Source organism: Massilia glaciei (assembly GCF_003011895.2).
Classification (GTDB): domain Bacteria; phylum Pseudomonadota; class Gammaproteobacteria; order Burkholderiales; family Burkholderiaceae_D; genus Telluria_A; species Telluria_A glaciei.
In genome coordinates, this window is sequence record NZ_PXWF02000072.1 from 1 (window position 1) to 18348 (window position 18348).

Here is an 18348-nt window from a genome sequence, read left to right on the forward strand (position 1 = left end):
CGCGCCCGAGGGCGAGGGCGGCGCCGACGGCGAGGCCGGCGCGGTTGAGGCGGGCGGCGCCGAGGCCGACGGCGACTGGGGCGAGGCCGCGCGCGGCAAGTCGCCCGACGACGAGGATTCGCGGCCCCAGCTCGAGTGCGGCGCGACCACGCTGCGCGAGCACCTGATGGAGCAGATGCGGGTGACCGGGCTGGCGCTGCGCGACCGCGCGCTCGTCGAGTTGATCGTCGACGCGCTCGACGACAACGGCTACCTGCGCGAGACGCTCGACGAAATCCTCGAGCGGCTGCCGCCCGAACTCGAGATCGACCCCGACGAGCTCAAGACCGCGCTGTCGCTGCTGCAAAGCTTCGACCCGCCCGGGGTGGGCGCGCGCTGCGCGTCCGAATGCCTGGCGCTGCAGATCCGGCGCATGCCGTGCGTGCCGATGGTGACGCGGCGCATGGCGCTGCTCATCGTCGAGCAGCACCTGGCCTGGTTCGCGCAGCGCGAATTCAACAAGCTCAAAAAGGCGCTCGACTGCGACGACGAGGACCTGCGCGAGGCGCAGACCGTGATCCGCCAGTGCAACCCGCATCCGGGCGCGGTGTTCGCCGTCGACGTCGCCGACTTCGTGGTGCCCGACGTGATCGTGCGCCGCGCCAAGGGAGGCTGGGCCGTCTCGCTCAACAACGATGTAATGCCGCGCCTGCGCGTCAACAGCCTGTACGCGAGCCTGCTCAAGCAGGGCAAGGGCGAGGGCCAGATGGGGGCCCAGCTGCAGGAGGCCAAGTGGCTCATCAAGAACATGCGCCAGCGTTTCGACACCATCCTGCGCGTGGCCCAGGCCATCGTCGAGCGCCAGCGCAACTTTTTTTCCCATGGCGCGGTTGCGATGCGTCCACTTGTGCTGCGCGAAATAGCTGATACACTTGGTCTGCACGAGAGTACTATTTCTCGTGTGACGACTCAAAAATATATGCTGACCCCGCATGGCATGTTTGAGTTGAAATATTTCTTCGGAAGCCATGTCGCCACCGAAGCGGGGGGCGAGGCATCGTCGACGGCGATCCGGGCACTCATCGTGCAATTGACAGGAGCAGAAGACCCAAAAAATCCATTATCCGACAGTAAGATCGCGGACATGCTGGGGGAACAGGGAATGGTCATCGCGCGCCGCACCGTGGCGAAATACCGCGAGGCGCTCAAGATCCCGCCAGTCAGCCTGCGCAAGTGTTTGTAGTGTAGTTTGTAATGTTGTTTGTAGTTTCGTCGTTCCTCTGCGCCCGGCGCATGAACTGCCTGACATAAATTAGGAGTGTGTATGAATCTCACAATCAGTGGACATCATCTCGAAGTGACACCAGCCATCCGTGAATACGTACAAACCAAGCTTGAACGCGTCAAGCGCCACTTCGATCAAGTGATCGACATCGCCGTCATCCTCACCGTCGACAATCTGACCGAAAAAGAAAAACGACAAAAGGCAGAGATCAACTTGCGGCTGGCCGGCAAGACCGTCTACGTCGAGAGCCTGTCGCACGACCTGTACGCGGCCATAGACACCCTCATCGACAAGCTCGACCGCCAAGTCATGAAGTACAAAAGCAAGGTCCAGGACCACGACCACCAGGCCATCAAGCACATGCCTGAAGCAGAGCAGCCGTCCGCCGCGTAAGCCGCCCACGGAAATCTGATCAATGCCGTCCGGCTCGCGCCCGACGGCATTTTTCATTGGGCCGTTCGCAAGGCGCCGCTGCTAAAATGGTATTTTTCTTTTTACGCAGACAGCCATGAGCGAATTCGTCCTCACCAGCACCGCCCACCGCACCGGCTTCATCACCCTCGACCGCCCCAAGGCCCTCAATTCGCTCTCGCTGGCGATGGTGCGCGAACTGACGGCAACACTGCTGGCGTGGCGCGGCGACCCCGACATCGACGCCGTGGTGATCCGCAGCAGCAGCGAAAAGGCGTTCTGCGCCGGCGGCGACATCCGCTTCTTCCACGAATGCGGCCTCGCCACGCCGACGGGCGGCAGCGCCCTGCTCGAGGATTTCTTCACCGAGGAATACGCGCTCAACTTCCTGATCCACCACTACCCGAAGCCGTATATCGCGCTCATGGAGGGCGTCATCATGGGCGGCGGCATGGGCATCGCCCAGGGCGGCCCCGGCTGCCGGCTGCGCATCGTCACCGAGCGCACCAAGATGGCCATGCCAGAGGTTAACATCGGCCTGTTCCCGGACGTCGGCGGCAGCTATTTCCTGTCGCGCGCGCCGGGCAGGCTGGGCAACTACCTCGGGCTGACCGGGCTGACCATCGGCGCCGCCGACGCGCTCTATGCGGGGCTGGCCGACCTGTTCGTGCCGCAGGCGCAGATGGAGGCGTTGGCGCGGCTGCTGGCGGCCACGCCGGGGGCGCAGCTGTGCGCGGCGATCAATGATTTCGCCGCGCCGTTCGCGGGGCAGGAGGGCGAGAGCCAACTCAAGGCCGAGCGCGGCGCGATCGACCGCCATTTCGCGGCCGGCTCGGTGGCGGCGATGCTCGACTCGCTCGAGGCCGACGGCGGCGAGTTCGCGCGTAAGGCGGTCGCGGCGATGCGCAGCCGCTCGCCGCTGATGATGTGCGTGACGCGCGAACTGCTCGCGCGCGGCGCCGGGCTCGACGTGGCCGACTGCCTGCGCATGGAGCGCACGATGGTGCGGCACAATTTCGAGCACGGCGAAGTGCTCGAAGGCGTGCGCGCGCTGGTGATCGACAAGGACAACGCGCCCCAATGGAATCCGCCGGAACTGGCGCAGGTCAGCGACGAGATGGTGGCGCGCTTCTTCGCGCCGGTGTGGCCGGCGCACGCGCATCCGCTGCGCGATCTGCAAACGGGGGCGTAACGACGATGATATCGACCCGCGACCTCGCGCAATTGCCAAAGCCGGAAACCCTGCGACGTCTGTTGCAAGCCTTGGCCATGCTCGATGCGATACTCGAAGAGGAATGGCAGTACCGCTATTACTCCTTTAATGCCAATTGGGGCGAGAATGCGCAGATGGGATCCATGCGCAATGGATCGGGTGACGACTTCTTTACCCTGTTCGACGACGCGGGTTGTTTTCTAAAGGGATTCGACCACGAAAGTACGATGTCGCCCTATCGTGAAACGCCCTTGCGGACCTGGCCGGGCGTCCTTGACGATGTGCCTGTCCAGTTTGAGAGCGCGCTTAAGGAGCCGGCATTCAGCATGCAAAACACCACCTTCTGCATCTGGCGCCGCGCCGGCGACTTCACCTGGTCGCATGGCGATATCGACTACCCGGAAGGCGAGGACGATCCTGACGGTTCGCTGTGGATGTTGTCGGCCTTGGATGGCGGCCCGGAAACGTACCAGTCGTTTGCGGAGGATTACCACGAGCTTGAAGTCGAAGCGGGCGCGGTAGCAAGGGTGTTCGCGCACGAACCGCTGAGCGCCGAATTGCTCGCGGCGTTCCCGACTTCGCGCAGCCTGCGGGACGTCGTTTTGGATGCGCGAGAAATCGGTTATCCGGTCGGACCCTGAACGACAACCGTCGCCCGTCGCCCCTGGGCGTCACCGGTTTGCTACCGCAAAGGAAATGACGCCGACGTTGAAACTCGCTGCAGATCCACTGCTTCATACAAGCTTTCGAGTGATTCCCGGATTGCCAAGGCCACGGATGGCGAACCCACCATGCCATTCTCATCGAGTCCAGAGCCGATCAAAGGAATAGTTACTGACGCCGGTTCAACGATTGTCGCTGCCATCGTCTTGAGAATCTTCCGAAGCGCACCATCGGCATGGTGGGCGCGAGGCGATGCATTCAGCACAGCGACTGGCTTGCATGTAAACGGCTCATAGCTAACCAGTCAATCCAACCCGTTCTTGATGGCGCCGGTCAAGCCGTGGGCGTACTCGGGATCAACTCCCTTCATCTGCATCGGAACACGCCGATGCAATCCTTCGTCGAACAAGAAACAGCGACGCCGGTCCGGCCCATGATCCTTGAAGTGAAAGACCAACTTGGCAGTGAACTGATGAATGGGTTTCATAAGGTGGAACGCCCAAGCTCAGCGTTAGTCGGAGTCTGTGAGAAGTAGGCAGCCTTGAGTTTGTGACGGAGCGATAAAGAGAAAAGGTACGCGATCGGGTAGCCAACCAGGCGAACCGGGTTCAAGTAGTGCTGCCAGCGGGGAAGTCGTTGCCAGCGCATCATGCGCTTTTGCAGGTAGCTTTTCTCGTATCCCCAATCAGGGAACGGAGTGATGAGAAACATGCCAATGAGCGGAATTAGCGCCAGCGGAAAAAAGGCAGACTTAACCGCAAAAGACCCAAGAACATCCCCCATGATGATTTCATTCACTTCTTCCCAGGTTGAGTAATTGGCTCTCAATTCAAGGGCAATCTTGGGGTAATCGGCAGAGCTAAGTCCGACTTCCGTCCATGCCATCGACACCGTGTCCCAGACAAGGAAGTGGTCCATTGGGTTGGCAATCAATTTCACCCCCGCGACAAGATTTTGACGCCCTCGACTGCAACAACCCAACCGACTCGACCCTTTTTGGTTTCAACTTTCATTGTCTCGAAATCGTTGCCGTAACGTGGAACGTGTCCAATGAAACGCGATGCGGTCGGCTGCTAGTGCGTTTGGGCCACAAGCAGCCCAACGTTTGAGATGCCAGCGCTTTTGCGCTAGCCCCCGCAGTTGAAAAGCAGGCGGCGACAGCATGCAAACAAGATTTCCATAAAACGCGCAAACACTGCGCCAAGCCGGCCACGCCGGCAAACCCGCGTCTAGCTCTGCTCGCGATGGCGCAGCACGACCCGTTCGGTCGGGGCGAAATGGGCGGCCAGCCGTTCGGCCATATAAACCGAGCGGTGCTGGCCGCCCGTGCATCCGAGCGCCACCGTCAGATAGCTGCGGTTGTCGGTCTTGAACGACGGCAGCCATTTCTCGATGAAGGCGAGGATGTCGGCCAGCAGGTCGGCCGCGCTCGGCTGGGCGTCGAGGAAGGCGATCACGGGCGCGTCCATGCCGGTCAGCGGGCGCAGCGTCAGGTCGTAGTACGGGTTTGGCAGGGCGCGCACGTCGAACACGAAATCGGCGTCGAGCGGCACCCCGAGCTTGAACGCGAACGATTCGAAGAACAGCGTCAGCGGCGCGCGCTCGATCGCGATGAGCTCCTTGATCCAGTTGCGCAGCTTGTGCGCGGCGAGGTCGGAGGTGTCGATCACATGGCCGAGCTGCTGAATCGCCGACAGGCGCTCGCGCTCCTCCATGATGCATTCGACCAGCGTGCGGCGCGAGGCCGGATTCTCGTCGGGGCGCAATTTGTGCGATAGAGGATGGCTGCGCCGCGTTTCGGAAAAACGCGCCACGAGCGAATGCGTGTTCGCGGTCAGGAACACGACCTTGACGTCGTGCCCCTGGTCCTTGAGCGTCTTGATGTTGGCAGGCAAGTCGACCAGCGACTCGGCGCTGCGCGCATCGACCGCGACGGCGAGCATCGAGGTGCCATCGGTTGCCAGCGTCAGCACCAGGCTCGGCAGGAGAGCCGGCGGCAAGTTGTCGACGCAATAAAAGCCCGCGTCCTCGAGCACATTGAGTGCCACGGATTTGCCGGAGCCGGAAATTCCGGTAATGAGTACGATGCGCATGCGGGGATGATACCGTAAGCTGCGGCTTGGAGGTATGGCGAACTGATCTTTAGCCGACCGAAAGTTGCCCCAATTGCGTAAAATATAAGTGTTCTGTTGTGTTTCTGGATGGCCTCCGTATGCACTATGCATACCCTTTCGTAACCGCAGGTTATACGCAAATAAAAAATCAAACCGCCCCATGCCCACCATCTCGTATCAAATTCTAAACGTCTTCGCCGAGTCCAGCTTCGGCGGCAATCCGCTCGCCTTCGTCGAGGACGGCGGCGCCCTCAGCGACGAGCAGATGCAATCCGTGGCGCGCCAGTTCAACCTGTCCGAAACCACCTTCCTGCTGCCGTCGGCGCGGGCGGCCGCGCGCGTGCGCATTTTCACGCCGAGCTACGAGATGCCGTTCGCCGGCCATCCCACGCTCGGCTCGGCCGCGGTGGTCAGCGCCTTGCTGGGCGCGGGCGAGCAATTTGCGCTGGAAATGAAGGCCGGCGTCATCCCGGTCTGGCGCGAGGATGGGCGCTGGCATCTCTCGGTCGGGGCGGCGAAACAGCGTCCGATGGAGGCAACAACGGCCGAGCTGGCCGCGATGCTGGGCCTGCCGCAGGAGGCCATCGCCGGCCCCGCCTCGTGGTTCGATTGCGGCACCGAGCAACCGATGATCGAACTGCGCGGCGTCGCCGACGTGCGCGCCTGCAAGCCGGTCGCGGCGCTGCTGGCGCGACACTCGCGCAACGCCAGCGGCCAGCCCAAGGCCTATGTGTTCGCGCGCAGCGGGGACGGTTTCGAGGCGCGCTACTTTTGGATGAGCAACGACAGCAGCGTCAGCGAGGACCCGGGCACGGGCTCGGCCTGCGCCAACCTGGGCGCCTGGTGGCAGGCGACCGAGGGCGGCAGGGCGCTCGACGCGGTGGTGCACCAGGGCGGCGCGATCGGGCGTCCGAGCCAACTGACGCTGAAGGTCGCGGACGGCAAAATCGCGGTGGGCGGGCGCGTGGTCGCGCTCGGAAAAGGCGAGCTGAGCTGGTAGCGGGAGCGCGTCAGTCGCCGCTCATGGCCAGCCGCTGCCGCTCCATGAATTCCTGCAAGGTGTCGATGCCGCGCAGTTGCAGGATCGTGTTGCGGACCGCCGCCTCGAGCAGCACGGCGATGTTGCGCCCGGCCGCTACGGGGATGACGACCTTGCGCACCGGCAGCCCCAGCACGTCTTCGGTCGGAAACAGGAACGGCAGGCGCTCGACCTCCTCCTCGAGCGCGCCGCGGCGCACCAGATGCACGATCAGCTTGAGGCGCATCTTGCGGCGCACGGCGGTCTCGCCGAAGATGGCCTTGATGTCGAGCAGGCCAAGGCCGCGCACCTCGAGCAGGTTTTGCAGCAGGGGCGGGCAGCGCCCCTCGATCATATTGGGCGCGATGCGCGAGAACTCGACCGCGTCGTCGGCCACCAAACCGTGGCTGCGCGAGATCAGCTCGAGCCCGAGCTCGCTCTTGCCGAGGCCCGAGTCCCCCGTGATCAACACGCCCACGCCGAGCACGTCCATGAAGACGCCGTGCATGATGATGCGCTGCGCCAGTTTTTTAGACAGGTAGACGCGCAGGAAGTCGATCACCTGGGCCGCCGGCAGCGGCGTCGAAAACAGCGGGATGTTTTGCTCGTCGCAAATGGCGAGGATGTCGGGCGGGGTGTCGAGCCCCTGCGCGATGATCAGCGCGGGCGGGCCGCCGGCGATCAGCTCGCCGATGACGTGGCTGCGCGAACCCGACTTGAGGCGGTGGTAATAGGTCAGCTCCTGGTGGCCGAAGACCTGGATGCGGCCCGGATGGATCAGGTTCAGGTGGCCGACCTGGTCGGCGGCCGAGGCCACGTCGCCCGAGATCAGGCGCTCGCCGCCGGGGAAACCGGCGAACCAGCCCAGTTGCAGGCTGTCGCGGTTGTCGTCGTACAGCCGTTGAATGGTCAGCGGTGTCTGCAGCATGGGGGAGGTCTTCGGCAAGTGGGCGCGGTGCGCCCGGCAGCAAAGTTTAACCCAAGGCCTGCAGGCTGGGTTGCCAATTGATAATTCGCGAATGCACCGAGCGCGGGTCGGGATCGATCGACAGGGCGGTGCGGAAGGCGTCGTCGGAGAACATTTCGGCGATCTCGGACAGGATCTCGAGGTGCTGCTGGGTGACGTGGTCGGGGATCAGCAAAAAGAACAGCAGCTTGACGGGCTGGCCGTCGGGCGACTCGAACGGGATCGGCTCGACCAGGCGCACGAACGCGGCCAGCGGCCCCTTGAGGCTCTTGCTGCCCTTGATGCGCCCGTGCGGCACGGCCACGCCATGGCCGAGCCCGGTCGAACCGAGGCGCTCGCGCGCGAACAGGTTCTCGGACACGGTCGAGCGCGCGATCCCGCAGTTATTCTCGAAAATCAATCCGGCCTGCTCGAAGGCGCGCTTTTTGGAGGAAACCTCCAGATCGAGCAGTACGTTCTCTAGCGATAATATTTTACTGAGGTTAGTCATAACACTAAGTCAATTGGTGCGATGCACAAGGGTGCTTGCGAGCCAGAATTATAGGCCTGTTTTCAAGCAGTGGCACCGGAAATCGCACGCGCCTGCGAATTGTTTGGTATTGCTATTTGGCAAGTCGACCACAGGTTGTGCCACCCGGGAAGCGGTCCGCGGGCCCGCGCCGGGTCGCGGGAAAATTTCCTTCGCGAAATCACGCGATTGGCGCGCTTTTGTGAAGCCACGCGGCCCCGGATCTGATATTTGCACGGCCGCGCGCGCGGCGCGGACCATGCCCGGGGGCGCGGCGGGTGCGCCTCGCTGTTGTTTTATTGTAAATCGAAACCGGATGGCATGGCGCCCGGGTGGGCGCCCCGGTCACTGGCGCGCGGTGCGCAGGTTGGACGGCGGCGCTCCGCTGAAGTTGCTGCGCCAGGGGTTGATGTCGAGCCCGCCGCGGCGGGTGTAGCGCGCGTACACGGCCAGCTTTTGCGGGGCGCACTGGCGCCAGATGTCCATGAAGATGCGCTCGACGCACTGCTCGTGGAATTCGTTGTGTTCGCGAAAGCCGATCAGGTACTTGAGCAGGCCCTCCTGCTCGATCTGCGGGCCCACGTAGCGCACCTGCACGCTGGCCCAGTCGGGCTGGCCGGTGACCAGGCAGTTCGACTTGAGCAGGTGCGACACCAGCGTCTCGTCGACGGGCGCGCCGGCGCGCCCGGCGCGCAGCAGGGCCGGGCTCGGCGTGTACCGGTCGATCTCGACGTCGAGGCGGTCGAGCAGCAGGCCGTCGAGCTCGCCCATCTTGAGCGTGCCGAACGCGTCCTGCAGCGTCAGCGCCACGTGCACGGGCGCGCCGAAGCCCTTGGCCAGGTCGGCCTTGAGCAGGGCCAGCAGCGCGTCCGGGCCGGCCAGCCGGGTCTGGTTGAACGAGTTCAGGTACAGCTTGAACGATTTCGACTCGATGATGTTGGGCGATTCGGCCGGCGCGGTCACGGTGGCGATCGCGACCTGCGGCTTGCCGCGCAAATTGAGCCACGACAATTCATACGCGTTCCAGATGTCGACCCCGAAGAACGGCATGGTGCCCGTCAGTTGCAGTTCGTCGCGCTTGGCCTGGCGCGCGATGGGGAACAGCAGCCCGGGCGCGTAGCTGGTCTGGTAGGCGGACGTCTTGCCAAGCGGAGAAAGGTCGGGCGTGTTGCTCATGGGGCTTTCGGGTGTGGTTTAACCGAGGAACAGCTTGTAGACGGGGTTGGCGCTCTCGTCCCAGTGGCGGTAGCCCAGCGTGGTCAGGAACAGGCGGAACGCCTCCATCTCCTCGGCCGGCACCTGGAGCCCGACCAGGATGCGGCCGACGTCGCCGCCCTGGTTGCGGTAATGGAACAGCGAGATGTTCCAGTTGGGCGCCATGCGGTCGAGGAAGCGCATCAGCGCGCCCGGCCGCTCCGGAAATTCGAAACGATACAGCAGCTCGTCGTGGGCGAGCGCGCTCTTGCCGCCAACCAAATGGCGGATGTGCAGCTTGGCCAGTTCGTCGTGGGTCAGGTCGAGCGTCTTGAACTCGTGCGCCTCGAAACTGCGCGCCAGCACGCCCGGCTCGTCGCGGCTGGCGATCTGCAGGCCGACGAACACATGGGCCGCCTTGGCGTCGCTGATGCGGTAGATGAACTCGGTCACGTTGCGCGGCCCGACCAGCTGGCAGAAGCGCTTGAAGCTGCCGCGCTGCTCGGGGATGGTGACGGCGAACACGGCCTCGCGCGACTCGCCCAGCTCGGCGCGCTCGGCGACGAAGCGCAGGCGGTCGAAGTTCATGTTGGCGCCGCAGGCGATCGCCACCAGGGTCTCGTTGTTGACCGGGTTCCTGGTCAGCGCGGCGCGCTCGATGTAGGCCTTGGCGCCGGCGACGGCCAGCGCGCCCGAGGGCTCGAGGATGCTGCGGGTGTCCTGGAACACGTCCTTGATGGCGGCGCAGATGGCGTCGGTGTCGACGATGATGATCTCGTCGACGTAAAGTTGGGCCAGGCGGAAGGTTTCCTCCCCGACCAGCCGGACCGCGGTGCCGTCGGCGAACAGGCCGACGTCGGGCAACGTCACGCGCGCGCCGGCCTTGAGGCTGCGCGCCATCGCGTCGGAGTCGAGCGACTGCACGCCGATGATCTTGATGTCGGGACGGATCTGCTTGACGTAGGCGGCCACCCCGCTGATCAGGCCGCCGCCGCCGATGGCCACGAAAATGGCGTGGATCGGGCCCGAATGCTGGCGCAGGATCTCCATGCCGATGGTGCCCTGGCCGGCGATCACGTCGGGGTCGTCGAACGGGTGCACGAAGGCGAGCTTTTGCTCTTTTTCGAGCGTGAGCGCGTGGTTGTAGGCGTCGGTGTAGGACTCGCCGTGCAGGATCACCTCGACGGCGGTGCCGCCGAACGACTTGACCGCGTCGACCTTCACGCTCGGCGTGGTGGTCGGCATGACGATCACGGCGCGGCAGCCGAGCTTGGCGGCCGACAGCGCCACACCCTGGGCGTGGTTGCCGGCCGAGGCGCAGATCACGCCGCGCTTGAGCTGGGCCGGGGCCAGGTTGGCCATCTTGTTGTACGCGCCGCGCACCTTGAAGCTGAACACGCTTTGCATGTCCTCGCGCTTGAAGTAGATGCGGTTGCCGAAGCGCTCGGACAGGATCGGCGCCAGTTCGAGCGGGGTTTCGGAGGCGACATCGTAGACGCGCGCGGTCAGGATTTTTTTTAAGTAGTCGGTGGTCATGGTCTGCAAACAAAATGGTTCTGGGCCGGATTTCCGGACGCGTTGACTGGGTGCTGACTGTCCTGAGCGGCGGGTTGCCGGGGGTGTGCAGTGCGGCGCGGCGGGCGCGGATGGCGCGCTCGGCGCACCGTGTCGGTGCAATTGCTTTGGCTAATTATAATGGAGGTCCCTCGACCCCACCTTAAGTGCCATGATCGAAACCGCCGTGCTCTGGCTGCTCAATAAATTATCCGCGCCCGCGGTGGGCCTAAGCTCGGTGTTCGTGGTCAGCTTCATCTCGGCCACGCTGGTGCCGCTCGGCTCCGAGCCGGCCGTGTTCGCGGTGATCAAGGCCAACCCGGCCATGTTCTGGCCCGCGATCCTGGTCGCCACGCTCGGCAACACGCTCGGCGGCGCGCTCGACTATTTTCTCGGCTACCGCGCAAAGGTCGCCTTCGCCAGGGAGCGCAAGACGCGCTGGTTCGGCTGGCTCGCGCGCTACGGCGCCAAGACCATGCTGCTGTCCTGGGTGCCCGGCATCGGCGACCCGCTGTGCACGCTCGGTGGCTGGCTGCACCTGCCGTTCTGGCCCAGCGTGGGCTATATGGCGGTCGGAAAGTTCCTGCGCTACGTGACGATGACGCTCGTGTTGCTGTACGTGCCCGACGATTTCTGGAAATGGCTGGGCCAGGCGTTGGTCTGAGAGGCTGAGAGTCTTTCGACCATGCCCGCTCAGCACGCCGGAAAGCGCCCGCTCTTCGTTGCAAATGCTCGCCATAGCCCGAGCTATGGCTGTGCTTTGCGACTTGATCGGCCACCTTCTGGCGCGCTGCTCGGCCACGTCCAAAAAACTCTCAGCCTCTGCGCTGTTCGGCGCCAGGCCCGAATCGTCGAACAATGAATGAATTGTATGCAATATTTTCTAGTATAAATTCTGTCGGAGTGGCTTTTTGGCATCGAATACACGGCGGTGCGGGTCGAGGATGCCCTTGGGAATGCGGGGGCTGTCCGGCGTTGTGCATCGCAATACGCTAAAATGGTCCTCCTTTGGGTCAGTCTGAACGGTCACACATCACATGAACGCCCCCGTACACCTCCAAGCATTGCTCGCCGACACACCCATCGGACCGGCGCCGACGCGCCTGCGCGAAATCCCGTACAACTACACCTCGTTCTCGGACCGCGAAATCGTGATCCGTCTGCTCGGCGAGGATTCGTGGCAACTGCTCGACCAATTGCGCGGGGCGCGCCAGACCGGGCGCTCGGCGCGCATGCTGTACGAGGTGCTGGGCGACATCTGGGTGGTGCGGCGCAACCCCTACCTGCAAGACGACATGCTCGACAACCCGAAGCGGCGCCAGGAGCTGATCGACGCGCTGCACCACCGCCTCGCCGAGGTCGACAAGCGGCGCCTGACGGTCGACGCCGCCGACGACGCCGACCCCGCGCTGTCACGGCAGCGCAGCGACAGCGTCGCGCAGTTGCTCAAGGCGGCCGGGCGCGCGGTCGAGGACTTCGGCAACGAATTCCGCCAGACCTACGACCTGCGCAAGCGCACCACCAAGGTGCTGGGCCGCTACACCGAGAAACACAACATCTGCTTCGACGGCATGAAGCGCGTGGCCCACGTGACGGACGCGACCGACTGGCGCGTCGAGTACCCGTTCGTCGTGCTCACGCCCGACACCGAGGACGAGATGGCCGGCCTGGTCAAGGGCTGCATCGAACTCGGTCTGACCATCATCCCGCGCGGCGGCGGGACCGGCTACACGGGCGGCGCGATCCCGCTCACGCCGATGTCGGCCGTCATCAACACCGAAAAACTGATCACGCTCGGCGAGGTCGAAATGACGATGCTGCCGGGCGTCGAGCGCGAATACGCGACCATCGCCTCGGGCGCCGGAGTGGTCACCAAGCGCGTCTCCGACGCGGCCGAAAAGGCCGGCTTCGTGTTCGCGGTCGACCCGACCTCGGCCGAGGCTTCCTGCATCGGCGGCAACATCGCGATGAACGCCGGCGGCAAGAAGGCCGTGCTGTGGGGCACCGCGCTCGACAACCTGGCCTCGTGGCGCATGGTCGACCCGAACGGCGACTGGCTCGAGGTCACCCGGCTCGAGCACAACCTGGGCAAGATCCACGACGCCCCGGTGGCCAAGTTCAAGCTCGAATGGACCCATCCGTCGGCCAAGGGCGAGCGCAAGGGCGCGCCGTTCAAGACCGAGGAGCTGGTGATCCAGGGCAGCAAGTTCCGCAAGGAGGGCCTGGGCAAGGACGTCACCGACAAGTTCCTGTCGGGCCTGCCGGGCATCCAGAAGGAAGGCTGCGACGGCCTCATCACGTCGGGCCGCTGGATCCTGCACAAGATGCCCAAGTTCGCGCGCACCGTCTGCCTCGAGTTCTTCGGCCAGGCGCGCGACGCGATTCCGTCGATCGTCGAAATCAAGGACTACCTCGACGCCCTGCCGGCCAAGGGCGGCGCGCAATTCGCCACGATCCGGCTCGCCGGCCTCGAGCACCTCGACGAGCGCTACCTGCGCGCGGTCGGCTACGCGACCAAATCGAAGCGCGGCGTGCTGCCCAAAATGGCCCTGTTCGGCGACATCGTCGGCGACGACGAGAACGCGGTGGCGCAGGCCGCCTCCGAGGTGGTGCGCATCGCCAACACGCGCGTCGGCGAGGGCTTCGTCGCCGTCAGCCCCGAGGCGCGCAAGAAATTCTGGCTCGACCGCGCCCGCACCGCCGCGATCGCCAAGCACACCAACGCGTTCAAGATCAACGAGGACGTCGTCATCCCCCTCAACCGCATGGGCGAGTACACCGACGGCATCGAGCGCATCAACATCGAACTGTCGATCCGCAACAAGCTCAAGCTGGTCGAGCAGTTGCGCACCTTTTTCGCCGGCGGTCATCTGCCGGTGGGCAAGAACGAGGACCTCGAGGAAGTCGGCGACGCCGAGATGCTGGGCGACCGCGCGCAGCAGGCCGACGAGGTGCTGGCGCAGGCCGGCGCGCGCTGGACTTACATGCTCGCCGAGCTCGACCGGCCGTTGGCGGGCGCGCGCGACACCCTGTACGCGCTCGGCCTCGACCGTCTCGCCGTCGTGTTCGACGCGCGCCTGGCCGAGCAGCCCGACGCGACCCTGTTCGACGTGTTGCAGGACCGCACCGTGCGCGTGAGCTGGAAGCAGGAGATCCGCGCCCAGTTGCGCCAGATCTTCAACGGCGGCGCGTTCAAGCCCATCCTCGACGAGACCACCGCGATCCACGCGCGCGTGCTGCGCTCGCGCGTGTTCGTGGCGCTGCACATGCACGCCGGCGACGGCAATGTGCACACCAACTTGCCGGTCAATTCGGACGACTACGAAATGCTCCAGGACGCGCACGGGGCGGTCGAACGCATCATGAAACTGGCGCGTTCGCTCGACGGCGTCATTTCCGGCGAACACGGCATCGGCATCACCAAGCTCGAGTTCCTGACCGAGGACGAGATCGGCGAATTCCGCGACTACAAACTGCGCATCGACCCGGAGGGCCGCTTCAACAAGGGCAAGCTGCTCAACCTCGAGGGCCTCGGGGCCGATTTGCGCAACGCCTACACGCCGTCGTTCGGCCTGATGGGCCACGAGTCGCTGATCATGCAGCAAAGCGACATCGGCGAGATCGCCAACAGCGTCAAGGACTGTCTGCGCTGCGGCAAGTGCAAACCCGTGTGCTCGACCCACGTGCCGCGCGCCAACCTGCTGTACTCGCCGCGCGACAAGATCCTCGCGACGTCCTCGCTGATCGAAGCCTTCCTGTACGAGGAGCAAACCCGGCGCGGCGTCTCGATCAAGCACTGGGAGGAGTTCGAGGACGTGGCCGACCATTGCACCCTGTGCCACAAGTGCTTCACCCCATGCCCGGTCAATATCGACTTCGGCAACGTGTCGATGAACATGCGCAACCTGCTGCGCAAGATGGATAAAAAATCCTTCAATCCGGGCACCTCGGCGATCATGTTCTTCCTTAACGCGACCGATCCGGTGACCATCAATCTGGCGCGCAAGGTCATGATTGACTGGGGCTACAAGGCCCAGCGGCTGGGCCACGAACTGCTCAAGAAGTTCGCCAAAAAGCAGACCAAGGCGCCGCCGCCGTCGCTCGGCAAGCCGGCCGTGCGCGAACAGGTGATCCACTTCATCAATAAAAAGATGCCGGGCAACCTGCCCAAGAAAACCGCGCGCGCGCTGCTCGACATCGAGGACGACAAGGTCATCCCGATCATCCGCAACCCCAAGGCGACCACGGCCGACACCGAAGCCGTGTTCTACTTCCCAGGCTGCGGCTCCGAGCGCCTGTTCTCGCAAGTCGGCCTGGCCACCCAGGCCATGCTGTGGGAGGTGGGCGTGCAAACCGTGCTGCCGCCGGGCTACCTGTGCTGCGGCTATCCCCAGCGCGGCGCCGGCCAGTACGACAAGGCCGACAAGATGATGACCGATAACCGGGTGCTGTTCCACCGCATGGCCAACACGCTCAATTACCTCGACATCAAGACCGTACTGGTGTCGTGCGGGACTTGCTACGACCAATTGGCCACCTACGAGTTCGACAAGATATTCCCCGGTTGCCGCATCATGGACATCCACGAGTACCTGTTGGAGAAGGGCGTCAAGCTCGAAGGCGTCAGCGGCACCCGCTACATGTACCACGAGCCGTGCCACACGCCGATGAAGCAGCAGGATGCGATCAAGACCGTCAACGCGCTGATCACCACCATCGACGACACCAAGATCGAGAAGAACGACCGCTGCTGCGGCGACTCCGGCAGCCTGATGGTGTCGCGTCCCGACATCTCGACGCAGGTCCGCTTCCGCAAGGAGGAAGAAGTGATCAAGGGGGCCGACAAGCTGCGTGCCGACGGCTTTACGGGCGAGGTCAAGATCCTGACCAGCTGCCCGGCCTGCCTGGGCGGGGTGACCCGCTACAGCGAGGACGCCGGCACCACGGCCGACTACATCGTCATCGAGATCGCGCGCCATCTGTTGGGCGAGAACTGGCTGCCCGAGTACGTGGCGCGCGCCAACAACGGCGGCATCGAACGGGTGCTGGTGTGAGTTCGCCCGCCTGCGAGCTGTGCGCGCTGGCCGTCGAGCCGGTTTTCCGCAACGATAAGTTGTCGGTGATCCTCGTCGACGACGCCGCCTATCCGGGCTTTGCCAGGGTGGTCTGGAACGCCCACGTCAAGGAGGTGTCCGACCTCGCCGCGGCCGACCGGCTTATGCTCAACGACGCCGTGTGGCGGGTCGAGATGGCGCTGCGCGAAGTCATGCAGCCCGACAAGATCAACGTGGCGAGCCTGGGCAACATGACGCCGCACCTGCACTGGCACGTGATCCCGCGTTTTTCCGACGACGCCCATTTTCCCCAGCCGGTCTGGGCCGGCGCCGTGCGCGCCACCGACGCGCCGGTGCTGGCCGCGCGCCGCGCGCTGCTGGGGCAACTTGGCGCCGCCATCGTGCGCCGCATGAACCAGGAAAATAACTAAATGAGCCATTCACCGAACCCGACCGCGCTGACGGTGCACCAGAAATCGCGCATGCTCGACATCGCCTTCGACGACGGCGCCGCGTTCTCGCTGCCGTTCGAATTGCTGCGCGTGTACTCGCCGTCGGCCGAGGTGCGCGGCCATGGGCAGGGCCAGGAGGTGCTGCAGGTTGGCAAGCGCGAGGTCGGCATCAGCGCGCTCGACCCCGTTGGTAACTACGCCGTGCAGCCGAGCTTTACCGACGGCCACAACACGGGCTTGTTCACCTGGGACTACCTGTACAAACTCGGCAACGAGCAGGACGCCTTGTGGCAGGATTACCTGCAGCGCCTGCAAGCGGCCGGCTTTGACGGCGACAGCGGACGCGCGCCCGGCGCCGCGCTCGCATCCAAGGCCGCGACCGGCGCGGGCTGCGGCCACAAGCACTGACAAACCCCGTCGTCCCCGGGCTCGCCTCCCCCTCTGCGGGAAGGCATGCCTCGCGGCAAAGTGGAACGCGCCGAGCCCGCGCAAAAGCGCAGCGGCATGATGCAGCGCCGCTAAGGTTTCCCAGCGAGATTGTTGGGCGAAGGATTCATTGCCATCCGGCAATCCACCTCGCCCGCGGGCGTGCCCCCTCCAGAATGTGGCGCCTCCCAAAAAGGCCCTATTTCACCCGGTTCGACCCGGCATTGCCCGATGGCGAAGCGATTTCCGGTGATAGTCGCCCGATACTCCCCGCCCGCCACCCGATCTATCCTGCTCTACGTCCGAAACTGAACGATACGTGGTGTGCGTGTCTAACTAAGTACACGCCAGCGTTGTCGTAAAAAAATCGTGCAAGCATCGGATCAATTCGTGCCGTTGCCGGACCGAGTCGCGCAGTTGTCTGGCCGATTCGCGCAGATATCGTCCGGACGCGTGCCGCTTTCGTGCAATGCCGGGCCAATATGCAGTCAAATCGGAAAAAAGGAGAAAAGCCATGAAACGCCATCACCCGGCCGTCTACGCCGAGATCCCCATTTCGCAACATATCGCCAAGCAACTAAGCCACGCATCGGTCAGAAGCTTCTTCGAAAAGGAGGACTGGGAAATCGTCGCCGAGGAGGTCGAGGAGTGGGTCTGGCGCCACCATCCTGATGCGCTGCCCAAACCGGCAAATTCTGGTTACCAATGGAAGCATTTGTTCCTGCCCGATGGCACGCTGCTGCGCACCGTATTTAACGGGAAAAACCATCACGGCTTGGTCGAGGGCGATGCCATTCTTTACGAAGGACAGGCCATCTCGCCCAGCGGTTTTGCCAACGCCTTGGGTGGAATCCGGCGCAACGCCTGGACAAGTATCTGGATCCGCTTTCCAAATACAAGCGAATGGAAGCGCGCCGACACGCTGCGCCCCCGTAAGCAATCCCAACGTGAACGCAGACCGCATGTGGCTGCGCAACCCGCGCCGCCGCCCACACCCCTCGCGCCGCTTACCGCCCCTGCAGCCGCCGCTGCAACCGCCGCTGCAGCCGCCCGGCAAGATCATCACGCATTAGCCGCACACGAAGTGCGTCAACCCCAGCGCACTGTCGACGCTGGCACGCCAGAAACCTGCCCGAACCTTGCTGCGCCACATGCGCGGGGCATTCAGCGGGTGGGACGATTCAGGGGCCGTGCGAGCAGGATTGCCGGCCCGCCGCCCAAGCGCGCCCCGGTGTCAATCGACGACGTGGTGGACGCGCTTCGGCGCGCCGAAGCGCGACAGACGATTGCGTTGCCGACCCAAAAAGGAAAGCCCGGGCGTCTTTTCGTGGCGTGGTTCAGCAGCGACGAAGGTTTCCCGGTTCCGGCATCGAGACGCACGCGAGCAATCCCGGCCTGACCGACGCGCGAAGACGCGCCCGTCCGGGACTGTTTGCGCAAAAAAGCACCAGCAAGCGGTTTCGAAAGTCGGCCATTGGTGTCCGCCCTAGTTCAGGGCAAAGGAAGTATT

General features: G+C 64.2%; 16 protein-coding genes. 10 read left to right on the top strand and 6 right to left on the bottom strand.

The features are described from left to right. From C7C56_RS05355 to C7C56_RS05370, 4 genes are all read left to right on the top strand, one after another. Positions 1 to 1222 (top strand): RNA polymerase factor sigma-54 (locus tag C7C56_RS05355; protein ID WP_106756447.1); only part of this gene is annotated, 1222 nt, incomplete at its 5' end. Positions 1223 to 1303: 81 nt separating this feature from the next. Further along, on the top strand, positions 1304 to 1657 hold the full coding sequence (gene hpf, locus C7C56_RS05360) for a ribosome hibernation-promoting factor, HPF/YfiA family (RefSeq protein WP_106756448.1): 354 nt from the start codon (positions 1304 to 1306) through the stop codon (positions 1655 to 1657). Positions 1658 to 1772: 115 nt separating this feature from the next. Continuing rightward, positions 1773 to 2867 (top strand): enoyl-CoA hydratase/isomerase family protein, encoded by a 1095-nt coding sequence (locus tag C7C56_RS05365; RefSeq protein ID WP_106756449.1) that lies wholly within the window; start codon positions 1773 to 1775, stop codon positions 2865 to 2867. Positions 2868 to 2872: 5 nt separating this feature from the next. Beyond that, positions 2873 to 3529, top strand: coding sequence for a hypothetical protein (locus C7C56_RS05370; protein ID WP_146204292.1), 657 nt, complete (start codon positions 2873 to 2875; stop codon positions 3527 to 3529). Positions 3530 to 4034: 505 nt separating this feature from the next. Here C7C56_RS05370 and C7C56_RS05385 read toward each other — a convergent pair. Together C7C56_RS05385 and rapZ are read right to left on the bottom strand one after the other, a co-directional pair. Next, positions 4035 to 4484, bottom strand: a complete 450-nt coding sequence (locus tag C7C56_RS05385) for a hypothetical protein (protein WP_146204293.1) — start codon at positions 4482 to 4484, stop codon at positions 4035 to 4037. Positions 4485 to 4780: 296 nt separating this feature from the next. After that, on the bottom strand, positions 4781 to 5644 hold the full coding sequence (gene rapZ, locus C7C56_RS05390) for an RNase adapter RapZ (RefSeq protein ID WP_106756454.1): 864 nt from the start codon (positions 5642 to 5644) through the stop codon (positions 4781 to 4783). Between the two features lie 181 nt (positions 5645 to 5825). Here rapZ and C7C56_RS05395 point away from each other — a divergent pair, with 181 nt between their 5' ends. After that, the gene (locus tag C7C56_RS05395; RefSeq protein WP_106756455.1) at positions 5826 to 6665 is read left to right on the top strand and encodes a PhzF family phenazine biosynthesis protein; all 840 of its coding nucleotides are present in this window, start codon (positions 5826 to 5828) and stop codon (positions 6663 to 6665) included. 10 nt (positions 6666 to 6675) lie between these two features. Here C7C56_RS05395 and hprK read toward each other — a convergent pair whose 3' ends face one another. The 4 genes from hprK to ilvA form a co-directional block, all read right to left on the bottom strand. Beyond that, positions 6676 to 7611: an HPr(Ser) kinase/phosphatase gene (hprK, locus tag C7C56_RS05400; RefSeq protein WP_106756456.1), complete on the bottom strand. Its 936-nt coding sequence runs from the start codon at positions 7609 to 7611 to the stop codon at positions 6676 to 6678. A 46-nt stretch (positions 7612 to 7657) separates the two neighbouring features. Continuing rightward, the gene (locus C7C56_RS05405) at positions 7658 to 8140 is read right to left on the bottom strand and encodes a PTS sugar transporter subunit IIA (protein WP_106756457.1); all 483 of its coding nucleotides are present in this window, start codon (positions 8138 to 8140) and stop codon (positions 7658 to 7660) included. Positions 8141 to 8503: 363 nt separating this feature from the next. Then, entirely contained in the window at positions 8504 to 9334 is an 831-nt protein-coding gene (queF, locus tag C7C56_RS05410; RefSeq protein WP_106756458.1) for an NADPH-dependent 7-cyano-7-deazaguanine reductase QueF, read from the bottom strand. 18 nt (positions 9335 to 9352) lie between these two features. Then, entirely contained in the window at positions 9353 to 10888 is a 1536-nt protein-coding gene (gene ilvA / locus C7C56_RS05415; protein WP_106756459.1) for a threonine ammonia-lyase, biosynthetic, read from the bottom strand. 190 nt (positions 10889 to 11078) lie between these two features. On the opposite strand from ilvA, the gene C7C56_RS05420 reads away from it, so the two are divergent. The 5 genes from C7C56_RS05420 to C7C56_RS27935 all read left to right on the top strand — a co-directional run bounded on the left by C7C56_RS05420 (position 11079) and on the right by C7C56_RS27935 (position 18237). Beyond that, on the top strand, positions 11079 to 11570 hold the full coding sequence (locus C7C56_RS05420; protein ID WP_106756460.1) for a YqaA family protein: 492 nt from the start codon (positions 11079 to 11081) through the stop codon (positions 11568 to 11570). Between the two features lie 373 nt (positions 11571 to 11943). Beyond that, positions 11944 to 15960, top strand: a complete 4017-nt coding sequence (locus tag C7C56_RS05425) for a DUF3683 domain-containing protein (protein ID WP_106756461.1) — start codon at positions 11944 to 11946, stop codon at positions 15958 to 15960. After that, a complete protein-coding gene (locus C7C56_RS05430; RefSeq protein WP_106756462.1) occupies positions 15957 to 16391 on the top strand; it encodes an HIT family protein in 435 nt (144 codons plus the stop codon). The genes C7C56_RS05425 and C7C56_RS05430 overlap by 4 nt, the downstream gene beginning before the upstream one ends. Beyond that, positions 16392 to 16820: a gamma-butyrobetaine hydroxylase family protein gene (locus C7C56_RS05435; RefSeq protein WP_106756463.1), complete on the top strand. Its 429-nt coding sequence runs from the start codon at positions 16392 to 16394 to the stop codon at positions 16818 to 16820. It abuts the gene before it with no gap. 532 nt (positions 16821 to 17352) lie between these two features. Next, positions 17353 to 18237 (top strand): hypothetical protein, encoded by an 885-nt coding sequence (locus tag C7C56_RS27935; protein ID WP_146204294.1) that lies wholly within the window; start codon positions 17353 to 17355, stop codon positions 18235 to 18237. The last annotated feature ends 111 nt before the right edge of the window (positions 18238 to 18348 follow it).

Excerpts from the sequence above, each read along its gene's own strand:
- hpf (WP_106756448.1), top strand. The coding sequence starts at position 1,304 with ATGAATCTCACAATCAGTGGACATCATCTCGAAGTGACACCAGCCATC.
- C7C56_RS05405 (WP_106756457.1), bottom strand. The coding sequence starts at position 8,140 with ATGACTAACCTCAGTAAAATATTATCGCTAGAGAACGTACTGCTCGAT.
- C7C56_RS05420 (WP_106756460.1), top strand. The coding sequence starts at position 11,079 with ATGATCGAAACCGCCGTGCTCTGGCTGCTCAATAAATTATCCGCGCCC.
- C7C56_RS27935 (WP_146204294.1), top strand. The coding sequence starts at position 17,353 with ATGAAACGCCATCACCCGGCCGTCTACGCCGAGATCCCCATTTCGCAA.
- C7C56_RS05425 (WP_106756461.1), top strand. The coding sequence starts at position 11,944 with ATGAACGCCCCCGTACACCTCCAAGCATTGCTCGCCGACACACCCATC.
- C7C56_RS05395 (WP_106756455.1), top strand. The coding sequence starts at position 5,826 with ATGCCCACCATCTCGTATCAAATTCTAAACGTCTTCGCCGAGTCCAGC.
- C7C56_RS05370 (WP_146204292.1), top strand. The coding sequence starts at position 2,873 with ATGATATCGACCCGCGACCTCGCGCAATTGCCAAAGCCGGAAACCCTG.
- C7C56_RS05435 (WP_106756463.1), top strand. The coding sequence starts at position 16,392 with ATGAGCCATTCACCGAACCCGACCGCGCTGACGGTGCACCAGAAATCG.
- hprK (WP_106756456.1), bottom strand. The coding sequence starts at position 7,611 with ATGCTGCAGACACCGCTGACCATTCAACGGCTGTACGACGACAACCGC.
- queF (WP_106756458.1), bottom strand. The coding sequence starts at position 9,334 with ATGAGCAACACGCCCGACCTTTCTCCGCTTGGCAAGACGTCCGCCTAC.
- rapZ (WP_106756454.1), bottom strand. The coding sequence starts at position 5,644 with ATGCGCATCGTACTCATTACCGGAATTTCCGGCTCCGGCAAATCCGTG.
- ilvA (WP_106756459.1), bottom strand. The coding sequence starts at position 10,888 with ATGACCACCGACTACTTAAAAAAAATCCTGACCGCGCGCGTCTACGAT.
- C7C56_RS05365 (WP_106756449.1), top strand. The coding sequence starts at position 1,773 with ATGAGCGAATTCGTCCTCACCAGCACCGCCCACCGCACCGGCTTCATC.